Genomic DNA, 17,805 nt, shown 5'->3' on the forward strand with positions numbered 1-17,805 from the left:
GCATGAAAGGCCGCGATCCAGGACGGGCCGCCTTGGCGGCTTGGTTGCTCGGTTCGATCCTCGCGCTGGTGCCGGGCGCGCTCGACGCCCAGGCCCCGATCCGGCGGCGCGATGCCGTCGGAGTTCCGATGCGCGACGGAACCAAGCTGATCGCCGATCTGTGGTTGCCGGCTGCCCCCGGCCGGTACCCGGTCATTACCATCAGGACGCCGTACTCCCGCCGGGCCGACTGGCTGGATGCCAAGGGGCTCGGCGAGTATTTCGCCGGTCGGGGGTATGCGGTGCTGGTCCAAGATGTCCGGGGTACCAGCGACTCGGAGGGTACCTTCGGGTTCCTGTTCCAGGAAATCAACGACGGCTACGACACCATTGAATGGAGCGCCGCGCAACCGTGGGCCAATGGCAAGGTGGCGAGCATGGGGCTCTCGTACTCGGGCGCAGCGCAATGGGTAACCGCCCGGACCAAGCCGCCCCATTTGGTGTGTATGGCGCCGACCGCCGCGGGCGGACTCTACTTCAACGAGCTCCCCTATGTCGGCGGGGCGTTCAGTGTCGACTGGGTCTTGAGTTGGCTCAACCGGTTCGGCAAGGAGCGAATCGATCCGGCCTCGATTGATTGGGCCAAGCTCGCCAAGCACCGGCCCTTGCGAACCCTCGATTCCGTGATGGGCCGGAGCTTGCCGATTTATCGGGATTTCCTGGACCATTCCACGCTCGACGCCTACTGGCAGAGACTCCAGTATTTCGACCTCGATTTTGCGGCTGCGACCGTGCCGACGCTCACGATTACCGGATGGTTCGACGCGAACCAGCCCGGGGCGCTGTTCTACTGGCGGGGGATGCGAACCAAGTCGGGCGTCAAAGACCAGCAGTACCTCCTGGTCGGGCCGTGGAACCATGAGCAGACCTGGACCGGCGGCGCCGAGAAGATCGGAGCGTTGGAGTGGGGCCCGGCGGGCGTGGTGGACTACCGGCCAATTCAGTTGGCATGGTTTGAGTATTGCCTGAAGGGCGCCACCCCAACCTTCGACTATCCGAGGGCCAGGGTTTTCATCACCGGCTCCAATCAGTGGGCGGATTTTTCTGAATACCCGCCGACCCGGCCCCGGCCGCGCGCGATGTACCTCCGGAGCGGCGGCAACGCCAACTCCGGCCGAGGTGATGGACGGCTCGACTGGCGGCCGCCTGGGCTCGAACCACCGGATCGCTATAGCTACGACCCTCGGAACCCGACCCCCGGATCCACTCAGCAGGCCGGGTTTGACCAGAGGGCCACCCATGGCCGGAACGATGTGTTGGTGTATACGTCGGAGGTGTTGGACCGGCCTTTAAACGTCCTGGGCCGGGTGAAACTCGAGCTCTACATGGCGACGGACGCCCTGGATACCGATTTCACCGCCAAACTGATCGACGTGTTTCCGGATGGTCGCTCCATCATGATCGGACCCAGAACCGCGATCTTCCGGGCTCGGTACCGCTATGGGTTCGACCGCGAGGTGCCGCTGATTCCGGGCAAACCAACCAAGCTCGAACTCGACCTCTATGACATCGGGCATACCTTTCTGCCCGGTCACCGGGTGCAACTCGAGGTGGCGAGCGCCGCCGTTCCGGAGTTCAATCCCAATCAAAACACCGGTAACCCGGTCGCAACCGATACCGGGTTTCGAGTCGCCCGCCAACTGGTCCTGCATGAGGGCCAGCGGGCGTCCCGGCTGCTGCTCCCGGTGGTCGGCCCGGACATTCTCCGATCGAGGCGCCCATGAAGCCGCTGCTTCTGCTCGTGCTCCTCTGGTGGACGCTGCCTTTGGCGGCCCAATCAACCCAGCCGACTGCGGCCGACCGGGGCCGGTGGCGCCAGCGGGTCAGTCGGGTCACCATCTATCGCGATACCTACGGCGTCCCGCACGTCCAAGGCAAGACCGACGCGGAGGTAATGTTCGGGATGGCCTACGCCCGGTCGGAGGATCGGTTCCAGGAGACCGAAGCCGCCTACATCCAGTCGCTCGGCCGCCAGGCTGAACAGAGCGGTGAGGATGGGGTCGGGTGGGACGTGTTCTTCCGGGCGTTCGAGTTTGAACGGCTGGGCCAGGAGGAATACGCGGCGGCCACCCCGGCCATCCGGGCGCTGGCTGACGCCTGGGCCGACGGCACCAATTATTTTCTGTTCAAGCACCCTGAGATCACGCCGAAGGTCTCGATCCGCTATCAGGGTTGGATGCTGTTCACCATGTATCGGTCCTTCGCGATTTCGCCGGAGGCAGCCGATGTTGACCTCCGATCGCTGGCCAAGATCGTCCTGCCGGCCGCCCGACCCGAGGGGGAGGGCTCCAACATGTGGGCGGTCAGCGCCGCCAAGAGCGCCTCGGGGTATCCGATGCTGTTCGTGAACCCCCATACGCCATTGCTGCCCGTGTACGAGAGCCACTGGATCAGCGACGAAGGCTGGAACCTGAGCGGCTTGACCGCCTACGCCCAGACTGCGATTCCGGTGAAGGGCCACAACGAGCATCTGGGCTGGGCCCTCACAGTCAACAGCTCGGACATGGCCGACATCTGGGAGGAGGTCTTCGATGACCCGGCCCGTCCCCTGGCGTACCGGCATGGGAGCGGACACCGCTTGGCCATCGAGTGGCGCGACTCCCTCCGGGTCAAGACCGCAGCCGGCTTCGAAACCCGAGCGGTTACCCTCCGGAAGACCCACCACGGGCCGATCCTCGGCGAGCGGAGCGGCAAACAGTTGGCGGTCAATTTCGGGAACGTCGACCACGGCGGCTTGTTCCAGCAATGGTATGCCATGGGAAAGGCCCGGAACCTCACCGAGTTCAAGCAGGCCCTCGACATCAACGGGCTGACCTACCACAACGTGATGTACGCCGATACGGCAGGCAACATTTTCTTCATTCATGCCGGGACCGTGCCGAAGCGGGACCCGACCTTCGATTGGTCGAAACCGGTCGATGGCACCGATCCCCGGACCGACTGGCAGGGATACCACACGCCGGCCGACATGCCGCAAGTACTGAACCCGCCCTCCGGGTGGATGCAGAACACCAACTCGACACCCTTCCTTACGACCACCGAGGACGCCAACCCGAAACGGACCGACTACCCCCGCTACATCGCCATGCATCCGGACAACTGGCGAGCCCGGGCCTCCCGGCGCCTGCTGACGCAACCGGGGCGATTTACGTTCGACCAGTGGGCAGCCATGGCGTTTGATACCTATTTCTACGCGGCGGAACGTGAGGTGCCGCTGCTGGTCCACGAGTGGCAGCAGCTGGTTGCGGTCGACCCCGCCCGGGCCGCGGTGATCCAGTCGATGGTGACAGGACTCGGCGGGTGGGACCGGTACGGGCGGGTCGAGTCGGTCCCCGCGCTGTGGTTTACGCTCTACCAGCGAGTGGCTGCTCCTCGCTCGGCCCGAGCCGACACGACCACGTGGTTTCGGATCGCCGCGCTCGAGGCCGTCCGGGCGGGCTTGGTCCGTGACTTTGGCACGGCCGAGGTCCCGATGGGCGACGTCCAGCGTCTCCAACGTCCTCGGGAGCGGGACGGCGAATCGTACCGCGACGACCGGCCGAGTCTGGGGTTGCCCTCAGCCGACGGCGGGCTGGTCGGGACAATTTTCGCGATCGGCACCCAGCAGCCGGCCGGCATGAAGCGGCGCTATGCCGTCAATGGCTCGGCCTATGTTTCCGTGGTCGAGTTTGGGCCGAAGGTCCGGTCCCGGTCGATCACCCCGTTTGGGCAAAGCGGCGACGCTCGATCGAAGCACTTTTTTGACCAGGCCCCGCTCTTTGCCAAGGGCCAGTTCAAACCCGCATGGTTGTCAATGAAAGACATTCAAACCAATCTGGAACAGGCCTACCGGCCCGGCGAGGAGAAACGATGATGCGTCACCGGACAGCATGGGCCCTGATTGGCGGGTTGGTCACCATGACGGCCGGACCCGGCGCAGCGCAGGGCGGGCTCCGATTCGAAGTGTCGGTACCTGCCGGGGTTCGCAGCGAACCGCTGACCGGGCGGCTCTTCATCGGGCTCGCCGCGAGTGCAGACCCCGAGCCCCGGATCGCCGCCTACAACTCGGCCCGGCAGCGGGACGGGCGGGTGCCGTTCTTCGCAATCGACCTCGAACAACTCGCCCCGGGGCGGGCCGCTGTCGTCGATGCCCGCGCCATTGGCTTTCCCTACCAGCGCCTGAAGCAGCTGCCGGCCGGCGAGTACTGGGTCCAGGCCATCGTGAACGTCTACACCAAATTTGCCCGGGCAGATGGCCACACCATCTGGGCCCATATGGATCAATGGGAAGGCCAACGCTGGGCGTTCTCGCCGGGAAACCTCTACAGCGAAGCGATCCGGATCCGGGTCGACCCCAAGAGCCCTCGGCCGATTCGGCTCAGCTTGACCAAGATCGTAAGTCCGATCGCCGAGCCGCTGGATAACGAATGGGTCAAGCATATCAAGATCAAGAGCGAGATCCTGTCTCGGTGGTGGGGACACCCGATGTACCTCGGTGCTACCGTACTGCTCCCGCGCGGGTATGACCGGAACCCCAGCGCCAGGTACCCGGTCGTGTTTCACCAGGACCACTTCAGCCTGGACGCTCCGTTTGGATTTACGACCGAGCCGCCCAACCCCGGACCCCAGTTGTTTGCCCAGATGGGCCGGGAAGCCGGCGGCAAGCGGGAAAGCGGCTACGACTTCGGCCGAGCGTGGCGGACCGACAGCTTTCCGCGGCTGATTGCGGTCAAACTCAATCATCCCACCCCGTTCTTCGATGACTCCTATGGCGTCAACTCGGCGAACAACGGTCCCTACGGTGATGCGATCCACCAGGAGTTGATTCCGTACTTGGAGCGGAGCTTCCGGATGATCGGCCAACCGTTTGCCCGCGTGATGACCGGGGGATCGACCGGCGGTTGGATCTCGTTGGCGCTTCAAGTGCACTATCCCGAGTTTTATGGCGGGACCTGGACGTTCTATCCCGATCCGGTCGATTTCCGGCGGTATCAGCTGGCCAATATCTATGAGGACACCAGCGCGTTCCGGGTCCCCAACACGCCGTATGGTTTGCCCGAACGCCCGTTTCAGATGAATCCGCTCGGGCAGCCAATGGGCAACGTCCGCGAGCTCTCGCGGATGGAGCAGACCCAAGGCACCAAGGGCCGTTCCGCCGGGCAGATTGATGCCTGGAATGTGACCTACGGTCCGGTCGGAACGGACGGCTATCCGCGCCGGCTCTGGGACCTGTCGACCGGTGACCTCGACCGGGAGGTTGCTCATTACATGCGGGATAACGGGTACGACCTCGGCTACTACTTGAAGCAGAACTGGGGCAAGGTCGGACCGAGCTTGGTGGGCAAACTCCACGTCTACACCGGTGACATGGACCACTTCTACCTGGCCCCGTCGGTCTATCTCTTGGAGGAGTTCCTCGAGAGTACCACGAACCCCTACTACGGCGGCGCGTTTGGGTATGGGCGGCCGATGAAGGGGCATGGCTGGCAGCCCTGGAGCAATGCCGATCTGATGGGCATCATGGCCGAACACATCGCCAGCAGGGCACCGGCCGGGACCGATTTGTCGTGGCGGCGGTAGGCGGGGCGGGTCGCGCGAAGCCGAGTATTCGGATACATTCTCGTCTCCCGATTTCTGCCAGTGGGATCCGCCATCCAATGAAGAAACTAAGCATCAAGACTGTCGCGGTCGTCGGCACCGGTGTCATCGGCCGGAGTTGGATCCAGGTGTTTGCCCGGGCCGGCTGCACGGTCCGGGTGTTCGATTCCAACCCGGAGATGATCGCGTCGGCCATGGCCTGGTTCCGCCAGGATCTCAAGTCGCTCCGGGCGCGGGGGGCCATCAAAAAGAAGGAAGCCAAGGCCCGCTGGGATCGGGTCACCGTGGCCGAGCACCTCGCGGCGGCGTTGAAAGGGGTTGGCTATGTCCAGGAGAGCGGCCCGGAGCGGCTCGATCTGAAGCAGGAGATGTATCGCGAGTTGGACCGATATGCCCCGGCCAAGGCCATCCTGGGTAGCAGCACGTCAGCCATGGATATGACGGCCATTGCCGAGGGTGTACCGGGGGCCCGTCGCTGCATCGTGGCGCATCCGGTCAATCCTCCCCACGTGGTGCCGGCGGTGGAAATCCTGGGTGGTGCGGCCACTGAGAAGAAAGTGGTGACCCGGACCATCAAGTTCATGGCTGAGGTGGGGCAGACCCCCATCCTGATGAAGAAGTTCGTCGGTGGCTTCGTTCTGAATCGGATGCAGGCGGCCCTGGTCCGCGAAGCCGTCGATTTGGTGGCCTCGGGCGTGTGTGATGTCCGGGCCGTCGATGATGCCATCCGTGATGGACTGGGGCTCCGCTGGGCGCTGATGGGCCCGTGCGGGGTGGCCAATACCAATGCGGATGAAGGCATCCGGCAGTACTTCACCAAGTACGGGAGTGCCTACCAGGGCATTTGGGCTTCGCTCAATACCAACGTTCAGTTCGACGACGGGCTGATCGACCGGCTGGGTAGGGAAACGGACTCGGTGATGAACGCGACGCTCCCCGCCCAACGCGAGTGGCGGGATCGGCTCGTGCTCGGCATTCGGGAACTCAAAGCCGCGACGCCGCTTGCGGCCAAACGCAAGCAGCAACGGTAACTCCAACATTCACCTGGATCGTTCACATGGCAAACAAATTCGACTACCTCTGGCGCTACGCCGACGCGTACGAATACATGGAGCGGGTCGGCAAGATGCCGCCGGTCATCATCGTCTGCGCCTGCAACGGGGGTGTTCAGGGCAAAGAAGCCAACGAGAACCTGCCCGAGACGGCCGACGAAATCGCCGACTCGGTCTTGGGGGCCTATCAAGCCGGCGCGACGATGGTTCATGTCCATGCCCGCGACCCAAAGAACCACACCCGGCCGGCCACCACGACCGAGACGTGGCATGACGTGAACCAGAAGATTCGGGAGCGGTGCCCCGACATCATCATCAACAATACGACGGGCGGCGGGCCCAACATGACGATGGAGGAGCGGCTCCGGTGCCTGCCGGCGCGCCCGGAAGTGGCCTCGCTCAACCTGACGCCCGATATGAGCAAGTTCAAGATGGCGGCCCGGAAAGCCCCGTTGCCATTTCCGCGGGAGGAGCAAGAGTTCGACGAGTGTTTGCCGTTCACGTACGGGTTGGTCAATCGGTTTGCCGCCGAGATGAAGAAGTACGGCGTCAAGCCGGAGATGGAGACCTATCATACGGGCGGTGGCTGGGTCATGCGGGACCTGATCAAGAACGGCGTCGTCGAGGCGCCCTACTGGATCCAGACCGTCATGGGCTATCAGACCGCCAGTTGGCCCACGTTTGAGAATGTGGTCCACTTGGTCCGCGAGATGCCGGAGAACACGCTATGGCTGACATCGGGGGTCGGGCCGAACCAACTCCCAATCACCACATTCGCGATGCTCCTGGGCGGGCACGTCCGGGTCGGACTCGAGGACAATGTCTACTTCCGCCGCGGCGAGAAGGCGCGGAGCAACACCCAACTGGTCGAACGCGCCGCTCGGCTCGCCAACGAGCTCAACCGCGGGGTGGCAACTGCGGCGCAGGCCCGCCAGATGCTTGGTCTTTCGGCGACGCCGACCAAGTATTGACCGCGCCCGCGATGGTAGTCGACCTCCTCAAACGGATGGTCGGGGTCGATTCGCGACTTCCGGCGGAGGAGCGGCTCGCTCACCTCGTGGCCGACGAGATCCGGGGGCTCGGTCTTGAACCGGCATGGCAGGTGGTTGCGCCGGGCCGCCCCAACGTCTGGGTGGTCGCCAAGCTCGGGCCCCGGCCCGGCCTGGTAACCCTCACCGGGCACCTCGACACCGTGCACGCGGCGGAAGGGTGGGCCACCGATCCGTTCGAGGCCACCGAGCGCGGGGGGCGGCTCTACGGACTCGGGGCGCTCGATATGAAGTCCGGGTTGGCTTGTGGGTTCGCGGCCTTCAAGCGTCTGCTCGAAGAACGGGTCCATCATGACGAACTCGGATCGGTCGGGTTCGCCGCCACGGTCGACGAAGAGGCGTTCGGGACCGGGGCCCGGGCCATCTTGGAAACTGAGATTGGGCGGAGCGAACTGATCCTGCTGACGGAGCCGTTCCACGGCTCTGGTCCCGACGATCCCGTGCCGTTTGTGATGCCTGGGAAGATCCTCTATCGGGTGGTCGTCACCGGCCGGACCTCCCATGCTTTGTGTCACCCCGAGCGCGGCATCAACGCCGTCGATGATGCGGCGAGAATCGTGTCGGCTCTCGACCGCTTGCCCCTCGGCTCGCACCCGGTGCTCGGCCGGATGAATTACTCAACCCTCAAGATCGACGGCGGGTATCGCGAGTACTCAGTGGTGGTGCCGGAGCATTGCGAGGTCGTCATCACCAGGCTCCTCGCGCCAGGAGAAACCCGGTCCGGCGCCGTGGCGGAGTTGGAGTCGCTGGTGGCGTCGCTGAATCTGGCATCGGCAGTGACGGTGGAGGCGGCGCCCCCTTCGTACGAACCGTTCTCGATTGACCCGGACCACCGCGGCATGAGCGCCTTCGAGGCGGCCTATCGGGTCCGGATGGGGGGCGATCCCTCGGTCGGCGGGATGCTCGGCATCACCGATGCCAACATCTATCAAGGTGAAGGCGGGATCCCGACGATCATCTTCGGGCCCCGGGGCCGGGGCCTTCATGAAAAAAATGAATATGTCGAACTCGACACGCTCGGCCCGGTGGTGGACGTCCTGGTCGACACGACGCGCCGTTTCTTTCGCTGACCTTCAAACGGAACAACCATAATGCTCAATCGACTGATCGTGGGCCTTGGCCTGATGACGCTCGCCACCGCACCGCTCGCGGCCCAGCGGCCGATCAAGGTGTTCATCTCGGCCGATATGGAGGGCATTACCGGGGTCGTGACCGGTGAACAACTGAGCCCGGCCGGGTTCGAATACGCCCGGTTTCGGGAGTTCATGACGGCTGACGTGTTGGCGGCTATTCAAGGCGCCCGGGAGGCTGGGGCAACCCAGTTCGTGGTGGCCGATGCCCACGGCAACATGCAGAACTTGCTGATCGACCGGTTCTCGCCCGACGTGACGATCGTCCGCGGGAGCCCCCGGCCGCTCGAGATGATGGACGGAATCGATTCGACCTTCAGTGCAGTGATCTTCATCGGCTACCACTCGGCAACGACCAATGCCCGAGGAGTGCGGGCCCACACCATTTCGAGCGCGACCTTTGCCGCCGTCGAAGTCAACGGGGTGCCGATGGCCGAGTCGGGGATCAACGCGGCCGTCGCCGGTTACTTCGGGGTGCCGGTGGTCCTGGTGAGCGGGGACGACCAAGCAGTGGCCGAGGTGACGCAACTGCTTGGCAATGTCGAGGGAGCGGTGGTCAAACAGTCGATTGGATTTCACGCGGCCGCCACGATGACCCCGGAGGCCGGGCAGGCGCTGATTCGGGCCCGGGCCAAAGCGGCGATCACCCGGCTCAAGGACTTCAAGCCCCACATCCTCCGGGGACCGTTCGCGCTGGATCTCACCTACAAGAGCTACACACCCGCGGAAGCCATGGCGATGCTGCCAGGGATTGAACGACGGACTGCGCACACGGTTCGGTATCAAGCCAGAACCATCCCCGACCTCGTTCGTTTCCTGGTGTTTGCGACGACGTACCGGTCGGACTTGACGCCCTGACCGTCTCTAGGCAGGCGGCAGAGCGGTTCTGCTTGCGGCGGCCTTGACCACTGGGACTTCATCACGAAGTCCTGGGCTCCGAGTTGGATGGCTTCGAAGCCGACGGATTCGTCGGGAGAATCCGGTCGAGACGATCACCGGAAGGGATGGCGCCAGATGCGCCAGGCTCAAGTAGGTGCCGAGGCCGACACTGTCGGGCAGGCTGAGGTCGAGGAGGACCAGGTCGACTCCACTGCACGCCAATCGCTCCTCGGCCGTGTGGAGGCTTGCCACCGACTCGACGGCGAAGTGACTGGTGCGCGCCCTCGCCAAGAGTTGCCGCATTCGCATGGCGTCAATTGGATTATCTTCGACCAACAGGACCGTGAGCGAAGCCTTGGGCGTCAGTCCGGTTGCCGCGAGGCGGGGACTTCCGTTCAGCATCGGGCTCTGGCCCGTTAACGTCATCGCGATTGGTTGTCCCACCATTACACTCCCGTTCTACCCCACAAGTTGACCGAGTCCTGGGCAATGGCTCCCCGACGCACGCCAGAAAAGCAGGCCCTGTGCCATTCTCCTCCACCGGATGCAAGTCGTTCTTGGATAACGTGTTGCGGGTGCAGGTAAACGGCGGCGCCAAGGTCGCATCGACCCTAGTGCGGCAATTGTTGCCGGGAAGAAACCGTCGCTCGGATCCCCGGCCATCGGTCGGAACGTCAGGGTGACGGCTATGTTTCCGCCCATGAATTCGTCCCGGTTTCCTCCTGCCTTGGCTCGGCTTCTCCATGGGGCTATCGACTACGCGGGGTTGTTTCCGCCCGCCGGCCTTTCCCTCGGTGAGACCATCGACCACTATGGCCGGTACCGCGCCAGCCCCGACTGCTGGGCACTCGGTCGTTTGATCGTGCCAGCAGCCCGGCTTGCCGAGTTCGTCGCGCTCCTCGACGCCACCGACCGCGACACGGCCGGCTGGCGGCTGTCCGCAACGTTAGGCGCGGCTGGAGCGGCTGAATGCGACCTGGTCGCCGAGGCGAATCGGCGGCTGACGGGGCGGGGTGCCGCCGTCGACGCGATCGAGGCCAGAGTGCCCGATGGTCCGGCCGTCGCGGTCCTGGCTCAGTCGGCGGAGCCGGCGCAGGCGTGGTATGGCGAAGTCGCGCTCGATACCGGGTTCGAGGCCGTGCTCGATGCGCTCGTCGCCCACCGGGGGTTCGCGAAGATCCGAATGGGGGGTGTCACCGCCGACCTCTTCCCCGATCCGGACCGGGTCGTCCGGTTCCTCCAGGCGGTGGCCGTCCGATCGTTGCCATTCAAGGCGACGGCCGGCCTCCACCATCCGCTCCGGGGGCCGTACCCGCTGACCTATCTGCCGGACAGTGCGACTGGCACCATGTACGGATATCTCAACGTGATGGTCGCAACGATCCTGGCGTGCCAGGGGTCCGAGGCGGCGGAAATCCGCGCCGCGCTCGTCGAGTCCGACGCCCGTCATCTTCGAATTCTGGACGGAACGCTCGAGTGGCGGCACCGCCGTTTCGCCGACCCCGAGTCCTGTCGGGTATCCTTCCACGGATTTGGGTCCTGCTCCTTTCGTGAACCGATTGACGAACTTCGAACCGTGTTGACCCCATGACCCGACACCTCGATCACACCCACGACCCGGCGACCAAATCCTGGCTCGACTCGGCTCGTCGCCCCGGCGCCGATTTCCCGATTCAGAACCTGCCCCTCGGCGTGTTCCGGCGCCGGACGGATTCGGACTCGCCTCGCCTCGGTGCGGCCATCGGCGACCAGGTCGTCGATCTCAATCGTGCGGTCGGGCAGGGGCTCCTCGCTGGATGCGCACCGGAGCTCCAGGCCGCGGTCGCCGCGCGGACCCTCAATCCGTTGATGGCGCTCGGTCGCACCGGTGCCACCGAACTGCGGCACCGGCTCTTCGCCCTCCTCAAAGAGGGGGCGCCGGATCGGCAGGCCGCCTCGCATTGCCTCGTCCCGGCCGAGACCGTGGAACTCCTCCTTCCGGCGGACATCGGCGACTATACCGACTTCTACGCGTCGATTTTCCATGCGACCAACGTCGGGAGCATGTTCCGGCCCGAGAACCCGCTCCTGCCGAACTACAAGTACCTGCCGATCGGATACCACGGGCGGGCCTCCTCGATCGTACCGAGCGGCACCCCGATCCGCCGACCGATGGGCCAGATCAAGGAGGGCCAGGCGCCGGACCCGGTGTTTGGCCCCAGCCGGTCGCTCGACTACGAATGTGAGATTGCGGCCTATCTCTGCGGGGCCAACCCGTTGGGCACCGAGGTCCCGATGGCGGAGGCCGAATCAAGGCTGTTCGGGATTTGCCTGTTGAACGACTGGTCGGCTCGGGACGTCCAGAGTTGGGAATACCAGCCGCTCGGGCCGTTTCTGGCCAAGAACTTCGCGAGTACTCTGTCGCCCTGGATCGTGACCATGGACGCCCTGGCGCCGTTTCGGGTCCCATCGTTCGACCGGCCGGCCGGTGACCCCGACCCGCTCCCGTACCTCCACGCCGAGTCCGACCGGCGGAGTGGCGGCATCGATGTGACCGTGGAGGTGTCCCTCTCGAGCCAGAAGATGCGGGCCGACGGCCTCCCGCCGGTTCGGCTGAGTGTGGGCCGGCTGGCCATGATGTACTGGACGTTCGCGCAACTGGTGGCCCATCACGCGAGCAACGGATGCAACCTCCGCCCCGGTGACCTCCTCGGCAGCGGGACGATTTCCGGGCCGACGCGCGAGAGCCGGGGGTGCCTGTTGGAAATGACCTGGCGAGGCGCCGAGCCGATCACGCTGCCGTCCGGAGAACTCCGCCGGTTTCTCCAAGACGGTGACGAGGTCATCATGCGCGGGGCCTGCGAACGGGAAGGGGCCGCGCGGATCGGGCTCGGGGAATGCCGGGGGACAGTGGTGGCCGCCTGACGCCGGCCCAGGAGATCAAAACATGACATTGGCCAACGAACGAATCGAATACCGGCAAGGAAGTCTCGATGAGTCGACCGTGGCGGTCGAGCCCTTTGCCCAGTTTCGGGATTGGTACCAGCAGGCGCTCACGGCCGCGGTGCCGGAGCCGAACGCGATGACGCTGGCCACGGTGTCCGACGGCCAACCCTCCGCCCGGATCGTACTCCTGAAAGGGGTCGACGACCGCGGCTTTCTGTTCTTCTCCGACTATCGGAGCCAGAAGGGAACCGAACTGGAGCGGAATCCCCGAGCGGCGCTGGTGTTCTTCTGGCAACCACTCGAACGGCAGGTTCGAGTGACCGGCTCGGTCGAACGAGTCAGTCGGACGGAATCGGAGGCCTACTTCGATTCCCGGCCCGAGGGCAGCAAGCTCGGGGCGTGGACCTCGTGCCAAAGCCGGGTCATTGCCGACCGAAGCGTCCTCGAACGTTCCCTGGCCGAGGTGACCGCCCGGTTCCAAGGGCAGTCGGCCCCTTGTCCGCCGGATTGGGGCGGCTATCGGGTGATTCCCGACACGGTCGAGTTTTGGCAGGGCCGGCAGAGCCGCCTGCACGATCGATTTCGATTCCGGCACCTCGCCGGGCTTTGGCACCGTGACCGTCTCTCGCCCTAAGGTCCGTTCTGAGGATGTCATGCCACAGCCATTGATTCGCCTCGTGGGGGTGCTGATCGCGGCCCTACCGCTGCAAGTGCAGACGGCGGTTGCCCTCTTTACGGTGCCTTGGATCATGAGAGGCCCGGAGTTGGTCGGGCGGGAACCGGGCAACGTCCGGTGGCCGCCGGACGGTCAGTGGATCCATGTCAGTTGGCTTCCCCCGGGCGAGTCCTGGCGCGAGAATCCGCGGCCCTATCGAGTCCGGGCCGTCCCGGGCGCCGCCCCGGAACGCCTCACGGTACGGCCGGCCGACTCGGTGGCGCCGTTGCGGGCCGATGGGATTACCAGTCGCGATCGCCAATGGCGAGTGGTCTCGGTGCGGGGCGATCTGTTTCTCGCGGCCCTCCCGCAGGGCACCATCCGGCGCCTGACCGAGACCCCCGGCCCTCAGGAGGTCGACCCGTCGTTCGACGCCACTGGGACCCGGGTGTTTTTCCGCCGCGATCAGAATCTGTTCGCCTTCAAGGACTATGGCTTCGTTCGGCCCGACTCCTGGGCCGATGAGTATCGGCGGATTCTGGACCTCTTCGAAAAGACGTTGCCGCGACGATGATCGGGGCTCTCGGGATGGGGACCGTCCGGGAACGGTTCGATCGGGCCCTGGCGCGGCTCGGGCCCGGGCCGGCAACGGCCCTGGTGGCGGTATCCGGGGGGCCCGACTCGATCGCGCTGCTCGACCTGGCGGCGACGGCCGGGCCCGGGTGTGGGTTCACCTGGGTGGTCGCCCACTTCGACCATGGCATCCATCCCGACAGCGCCGACGTCGCCGCCCGCGTGGCCGCCGCAGCGGGGCGCTACGGACTCGAGTACCGGAGCCACCGGACCATCCTCGGCCCGGACGCCACCGAGACGACGGCCCGGCGGGCCCGACTTGCCTGGCTGCACACGGTCGCGGTCGAGACGGGGGCCAAGGGGATTCTGACTGGTCATCATCGAGATGATCAGGTCGAGACCATGGTCATGCGGTTTCTCAACGGCTCAGGTCCTTCGGGGTTAGTCGGGATCCGCCCCCATTGGGGCCGTTGGCTGCGCCCCCTGCTCGAGGTCTCCCGCCAGGAAATTGAGGCCTATTTGGCCGAACGGGGTCTCGCCTCGTGGGTCGATCCCGGGAACGCCGATCAGCGGCACCTCCGAAGCTGGGTCCGCCATGAGCTGCTGCCGCGGATCGAACGGCGAGTGCCCAGGGTCCGAGAAAACCTGATGGCCGCCGCCGGCGTATTCGAGGTCAACCGGCGGGGCTGGGATGACCTGCTCGGGCAGCTTTCGGCCCTTGAATTCCAGACCGAAGTGGACGGCGTGTCCGTTGCTGCTGACCCTCTCAAGGGGTATTCTTCGGCCGTCGTTCGGTCGTTGCTGAAGGCCTTGGGTTTCCGGCTCGACGTCGGGCTCGGCAAGGGCCAGCTTGACCGGCTCCAACGCCTTGTGGTCAAAGGTCATACGGGGCAGATGGTGGATCTGGTTGGAGGGGGACGGGGCGAGTTGGCGTTTGGCCGACTCAAACTTTCTCGGGGGCTGGCGCATCGTCCCGAGTACCGCGCCACGATTTCAGGGCCAGACCAAACCGCCGAAGCAGGCGATTGGCGGGTGACTTCCGGTCGGTCAACCCCGCCCGAGGTGATGCCGCGGGACGGGTTTACGACCTGGGTTCAACTGGGTGTCTGTCTCGTGGCTCGACCGTGGCGGGCCGGCGATCGGATCCGGCCGATTCGGGGGCGGGGCAGCCGGCTCGTGGTGCGATGTATGCAAGATCAGGAAGTTCCTCGGTCCCATCGGCTACAGTGGCCGGTGATCGAGCACGAAGGTGTAGTGGTTTGGGTTCCGGGGGTCTGCCGAAGTGACGGTCTGCTGCCGGATCCGAGCGCTCTGGCGATGAGGATTGATGTCAGTTCACGCTGAGACATTGAGGCGGACCGGCGGTCGGGATGTTAAATCGATCGTGTTCAATGAAGCCGCGTTGGCGGCCCGAGCTCGCGAACTTGGGTCGGCCATCACGGCCGCCTATCCCGACGGTGATTTGCTGGTTCTTGGATTGCTCAAGGGCAGCTTCATCTTCTTGAGCGATTTGGTCCGCTGCGTCGAACGGCCGTTGCAAATCGATTTTATCGTCGCCAGTTCCTATGGGCGGGGCACGATTTCAAGCGGGGAAGTCAAGTTGCTGTATGACCCCGAAACCAAACTCGAGGGCAAACATATTGTCCTGGTCGAAGACATTGTTGATAGCGGCAATACCCTCCGCCGGTTGCTTGCCTTGTTGGCGGGCCGGCGTCCGAAGTCGCTCGCGATCTGCGCGTTGCTCGACAAGGTCGAGAAGCACGATCCATTCCCCGAGCTCCGATTTGTTGGCTTTGAAGCACCGCCCGCGTTCCTCGTGGGCTACGGGCTCGACCACGCCGAGGATTTTCGGCACCTCCCCTTCATTGCGGACTTGATGTAAATGTCGCAAAGACCTTCGCCGCGCCCGCCGACCCAGAATTGGGGTGGCATGAGCCGCAACCTTGCCCTCTGGGCCTTGGTTGCCCTTCTTGGCCTCGCCCTCTACCAGTTTGTCGACCAAAAGCGGACCACCACCGCCGAGATCGACTACACCACGCTGAACCGGCAACTCGAGTCTGCCAACATTGCCCGCGTCGAAATCATCGACGGCAAGTTTCTCAAGGGCGAGTTCCGAGTGGCCGTGCCGACCGACAACGTGACCGTGAAGAACTTCACGTCATTGCTCCCGGTCGCCAACAGCGAAGAGTTCATGAAACGGCTCGAAGCGGCGGTGCCGGTCATCGTCGCGCGGGAGCCGAAGATCGGCTTTCCGATCATTCTGATGCAGGCGCTGCCCTGGATCGTGATCATCGGCCTTTGGTTCTTTATTCTCCGCCAGATGCAGGCCGGCGGCAACCGGGCCTTTTCGTTCGGGAAGTCGAAAGCCAAACTGGTGGCGGGCGACACGCCGAAGATCACCTTCGCCGATGTGGCCGGTGCTGACGAGGCCAAAGTTGAGCTCCAGGAAATCATCGAGTTTCTGAAGGACCCGCAGAAGTTCACCCGGTTGGGCGGCCGCTTGCCGAAGGGTGCGCTCCTGATCGGACCTCCCGGCACCGGCAAGACACTCCTCGCCAAGGCCGTCGCCGGCGAGGCCGGAAGGCCGTTCTTCTCGATGTCCGGCTCGGACTTCGTCGAGATGTTTGTCGGGGTCGGTGCGAGCCGGGTTCGCGATCTGTTCGAACAAGGCAAGGCGCACGCGCCCTGCATCATCTTCATCGACGAAATCGACGCCGTCGGCCGGCACCGGGGCGCCGGTTTGGGCGGGGGCCATGATGAGCGGGAACAGACCCTCAACCAGTTGCTCGTCGAGATGGATGGCTTCGAATCGAACGAAGGGGTGATTCTGGTGGCCGCCACCAACCGGCCCGACGTGCTCGATCCGGCGCTGCTTCGGCCGGGCCGGTTTGACCGCCAGATCGTGGTGGATGCCCCCGACGTTCGTGGCCGGGAAGGGATCCTCCGGGTTCATACCCGGAAGATCCCGCTCGGCGCCGATGTCCGGCTCGAGGTCTTGGCCAAGGGCACCCCGGGGCTCTGTGGAGCCGACTTGGCCAATCTCGTCAATGAGGCGGCGGTGCTCGCGGCGCGCCGCAACAAGACCCTGGTCGATATGCAGGACTTCGAGGATGCCAAGGACAAAGTCATGCTTGGCGTCGAACGCCGGAGTCTCCAGCTCACGGAAGATGACCGCAAGTTGACCGCCTACCACGAGGCCGGCCATGCGATCGTGTCGCTCAAGATCCCGGGCCTCGACCCGCTCCACAAGGTGACCATCATTCCGCGGGGCCGGGCCTTGGGGCTGACCGTGTGGCTTCCCGAACAGGATCGCCGGAACGTCACTCGGTATTGGTGTGAAGGCAATCTGGCGTGCGGCTTCGGCGGCCGGGTGGCCGAGGAGCTGGTCTTCGGGTCCGAGAAAATCACGACCGGGGCGGCGGGCGACATCGAGCAGGCCACGACCCTCGCCCGCCGGATGGTGACCCAATGGGGTATGAGCGACAAGGTCGGGATGATTGCCGTCGGCGATCGGGAGCAGGAAATTTTCCTGGGCCGCGATATCTCGCAGCGCCGGTCGGTGTCGGAGCAGATGGCCGAAACCGTCGATGCCGAGATCAAGCGGTTGATCGACGAGGCCTATGAACGCGCCCGCACTATTCTCGCCGCCAATCGGCCGTTGCTGGATTTGATGGCGGACACCTTGCTCGAACGCGAAACGCTCGATCGCGAGGAGATCAACATGCTCGTACGGGGCGAACCGCTGCCCCCCCGGGTCATGCCCCAGTCGTTTGCACCGTCACAGCCCAAGCCGCCGGCCGTGAAATCGGCGTCGGCACCCGGGATTCTCGGGGCGCCACCGGCCGAGCCGGCCGGCGCCTAATCGGTCACTCGGACACCACCTTCACGCAGAGGGGGCCGGCAACGGCCCCCTCGACGTATCGTCT

General features: G+C 64.8%; 15 protein-coding genes. 14 read left to right on the forward strand and 1 reads right to left on the reverse strand.

The window, feature by feature from the left end; translation table 11 throughout:
* Nucleotides 1-2 precede the first annotated feature (2 nt).
* From EXR94_03750 to EXR94_03780, 7 genes are all read left to right on the forward strand, one after another.
* On the forward strand, nt 3-1,763 hold the full coding sequence (locus tag EXR94_03750; protein ID MSR01843.1) for a CocE/NonD family hydrolase: 1,761 nt from the start codon (nt 3-5) through the stop codon (nt 1,761-1,763).
* On the forward strand, nt 1,760-3,892 hold the full coding sequence (locus tag EXR94_03755) for a penicillin acylase family protein (protein MSR01844.1): 2,133 nt from the start codon (nt 1,760-1,762) through the stop codon (nt 3,890-3,892). The genes EXR94_03750 and EXR94_03755 overlap by 4 nt, the downstream gene beginning before the upstream one ends.
* Nucleotides 3,823-5,598, forward strand: coding sequence for a hypothetical protein (locus EXR94_03760; GenBank protein MSR01845.1), 1,776 nt, complete (start codon nt 3,823-3,825; stop codon nt 5,596-5,598). The genes EXR94_03755 and EXR94_03760 overlap by 70 nt, the downstream gene beginning before the upstream one ends.
* Nucleotides 5,599-5,675: 77 nt before the next feature.
* Complete coding sequence (locus EXR94_03765; GenBank protein ID MSR01846.1) at nt 5,676-6,647, forward strand: 3-hydroxyacyl-CoA dehydrogenase; 972 nt, start codon at nt 5,676-5,678, stop codon at nt 6,645-6,647.
* A 26-nt stretch (nt 6,648-6,673) separates the two neighbouring features.
* The gene (locus EXR94_03770; protein ID MSR01847.1) at nt 6,674-7,639 is read left to right on the forward strand and encodes a 3-keto-5-aminohexanoate cleavage protein; all 966 of its coding nucleotides are present in this window, start codon (nt 6,674-6,676) and stop codon (nt 7,637-7,639) included.
* Nucleotides 7,640-7,650: 11 nt separating this feature from the next.
* The gene (locus EXR94_03775; GenBank protein ID MSR01848.1) at nt 7,651-8,787 is read left to right on the forward strand and encodes a M20 family peptidase; all 1,137 of its coding nucleotides are present in this window, start codon (nt 7,651-7,653) and stop codon (nt 8,785-8,787) included.
* A gap of 21 nt (nt 8,788-8,808) precedes the next feature.
* On the forward strand, nt 8,809-9,705 hold the full coding sequence (locus tag EXR94_03780; GenBank protein MSR01849.1) for a peptidase M55: 897 nt from the start codon (nt 8,809-8,811) through the stop codon (nt 9,703-9,705).
* Nucleotides 9,706-9,711: 6 nt separating this feature from the next.
* Here EXR94_03780 and EXR94_03785 read toward each other — a convergent pair whose 3' ends face one another.
* Nucleotides 9,712-10,173 (reverse strand): response regulator, encoded by a 462-nt coding sequence (locus EXR94_03785; GenBank protein MSR01850.1) that lies wholly within the window; start codon nt 10,171-10,173, stop codon nt 9,712-9,714.
* 253 nt (nt 10,174-10,426) lie between these two features.
* Between EXR94_03785 and EXR94_03790 the strand changes: the two genes are divergently transcribed.
* From EXR94_03790 to EXR94_03820, 7 genes are read left to right on the forward strand one after another with little or no spacing between them, the layout of a single operon-like run.
* On the forward strand, nt 10,427-11,317 hold the full coding sequence (locus EXR94_03790) for a hypothetical protein (GenBank protein MSR01851.1): 891 nt from the start codon (nt 10,427-10,429) through the stop codon (nt 11,315-11,317).
* Nucleotides 11,314-12,630: a fumarylacetoacetase gene (fahA, locus tag EXR94_03795; protein MSR01852.1), complete on the forward strand. Its 1,317-nt coding sequence runs from the start codon at nt 11,314-11,316 to the stop codon at nt 12,628-12,630. Before EXR94_03790 ends, fahA begins: the two co-directional genes overlap by 4 nt.
* A gap of 22 nt (nt 12,631-12,652) precedes the next feature.
* Entirely contained in the window at nt 12,653-13,285 is a 633-nt protein-coding gene (pdxH, locus tag EXR94_03800; protein ID MSR01853.1) for a pyridoxamine 5'-phosphate oxidase, read from the forward strand.
* A gap of 19 nt (nt 13,286-13,304) precedes the next feature.
* Complete coding sequence (locus EXR94_03805; GenBank protein MSR01854.1) at nt 13,305-13,880, forward strand: hypothetical protein; 576 nt, start codon at nt 13,305-13,307, stop codon at nt 13,878-13,880.
* Nucleotides 13,877-15,223: a tRNA lysidine(34) synthetase TilS gene (gene tilS / locus EXR94_03810; protein MSR01855.1), complete on the forward strand. Its 1,347-nt coding sequence runs from the start codon at nt 13,877-13,879 to the stop codon at nt 15,221-15,223. Before EXR94_03805 ends, tilS begins: the two co-directional genes overlap by 4 nt.
* A complete protein-coding gene (gene hpt, locus EXR94_03815) occupies nt 15,207-15,761 on the forward strand; it encodes a hypoxanthine phosphoribosyltransferase (GenBank protein MSR01856.1) in 555 nt (184 codons plus the stop codon). Before tilS ends, hpt begins: the two co-directional genes overlap by 17 nt.
* Nucleotides 15,762-15,809: 48 nt before the next feature.
* Nucleotides 15,810-17,741, forward strand: coding sequence for an ATP-dependent metallopeptidase FtsH/Yme1/Tma family protein (locus tag EXR94_03820; GenBank protein ID MSR01857.1), 1,932 nt, complete (start codon nt 15,810-15,812; stop codon nt 17,739-17,741).
* Nucleotides 17,742-17,805 lie beyond the last annotated feature (64 nt).

This window comes from Gemmatimonadota bacterium, from assembly GCA_009692115.1.
Classification (GTDB): domain Bacteria; phylum Gemmatimonadota; class Gemmatimonadetes; order Gemmatimonadales; family GWC2-71-9; genus SHZU01.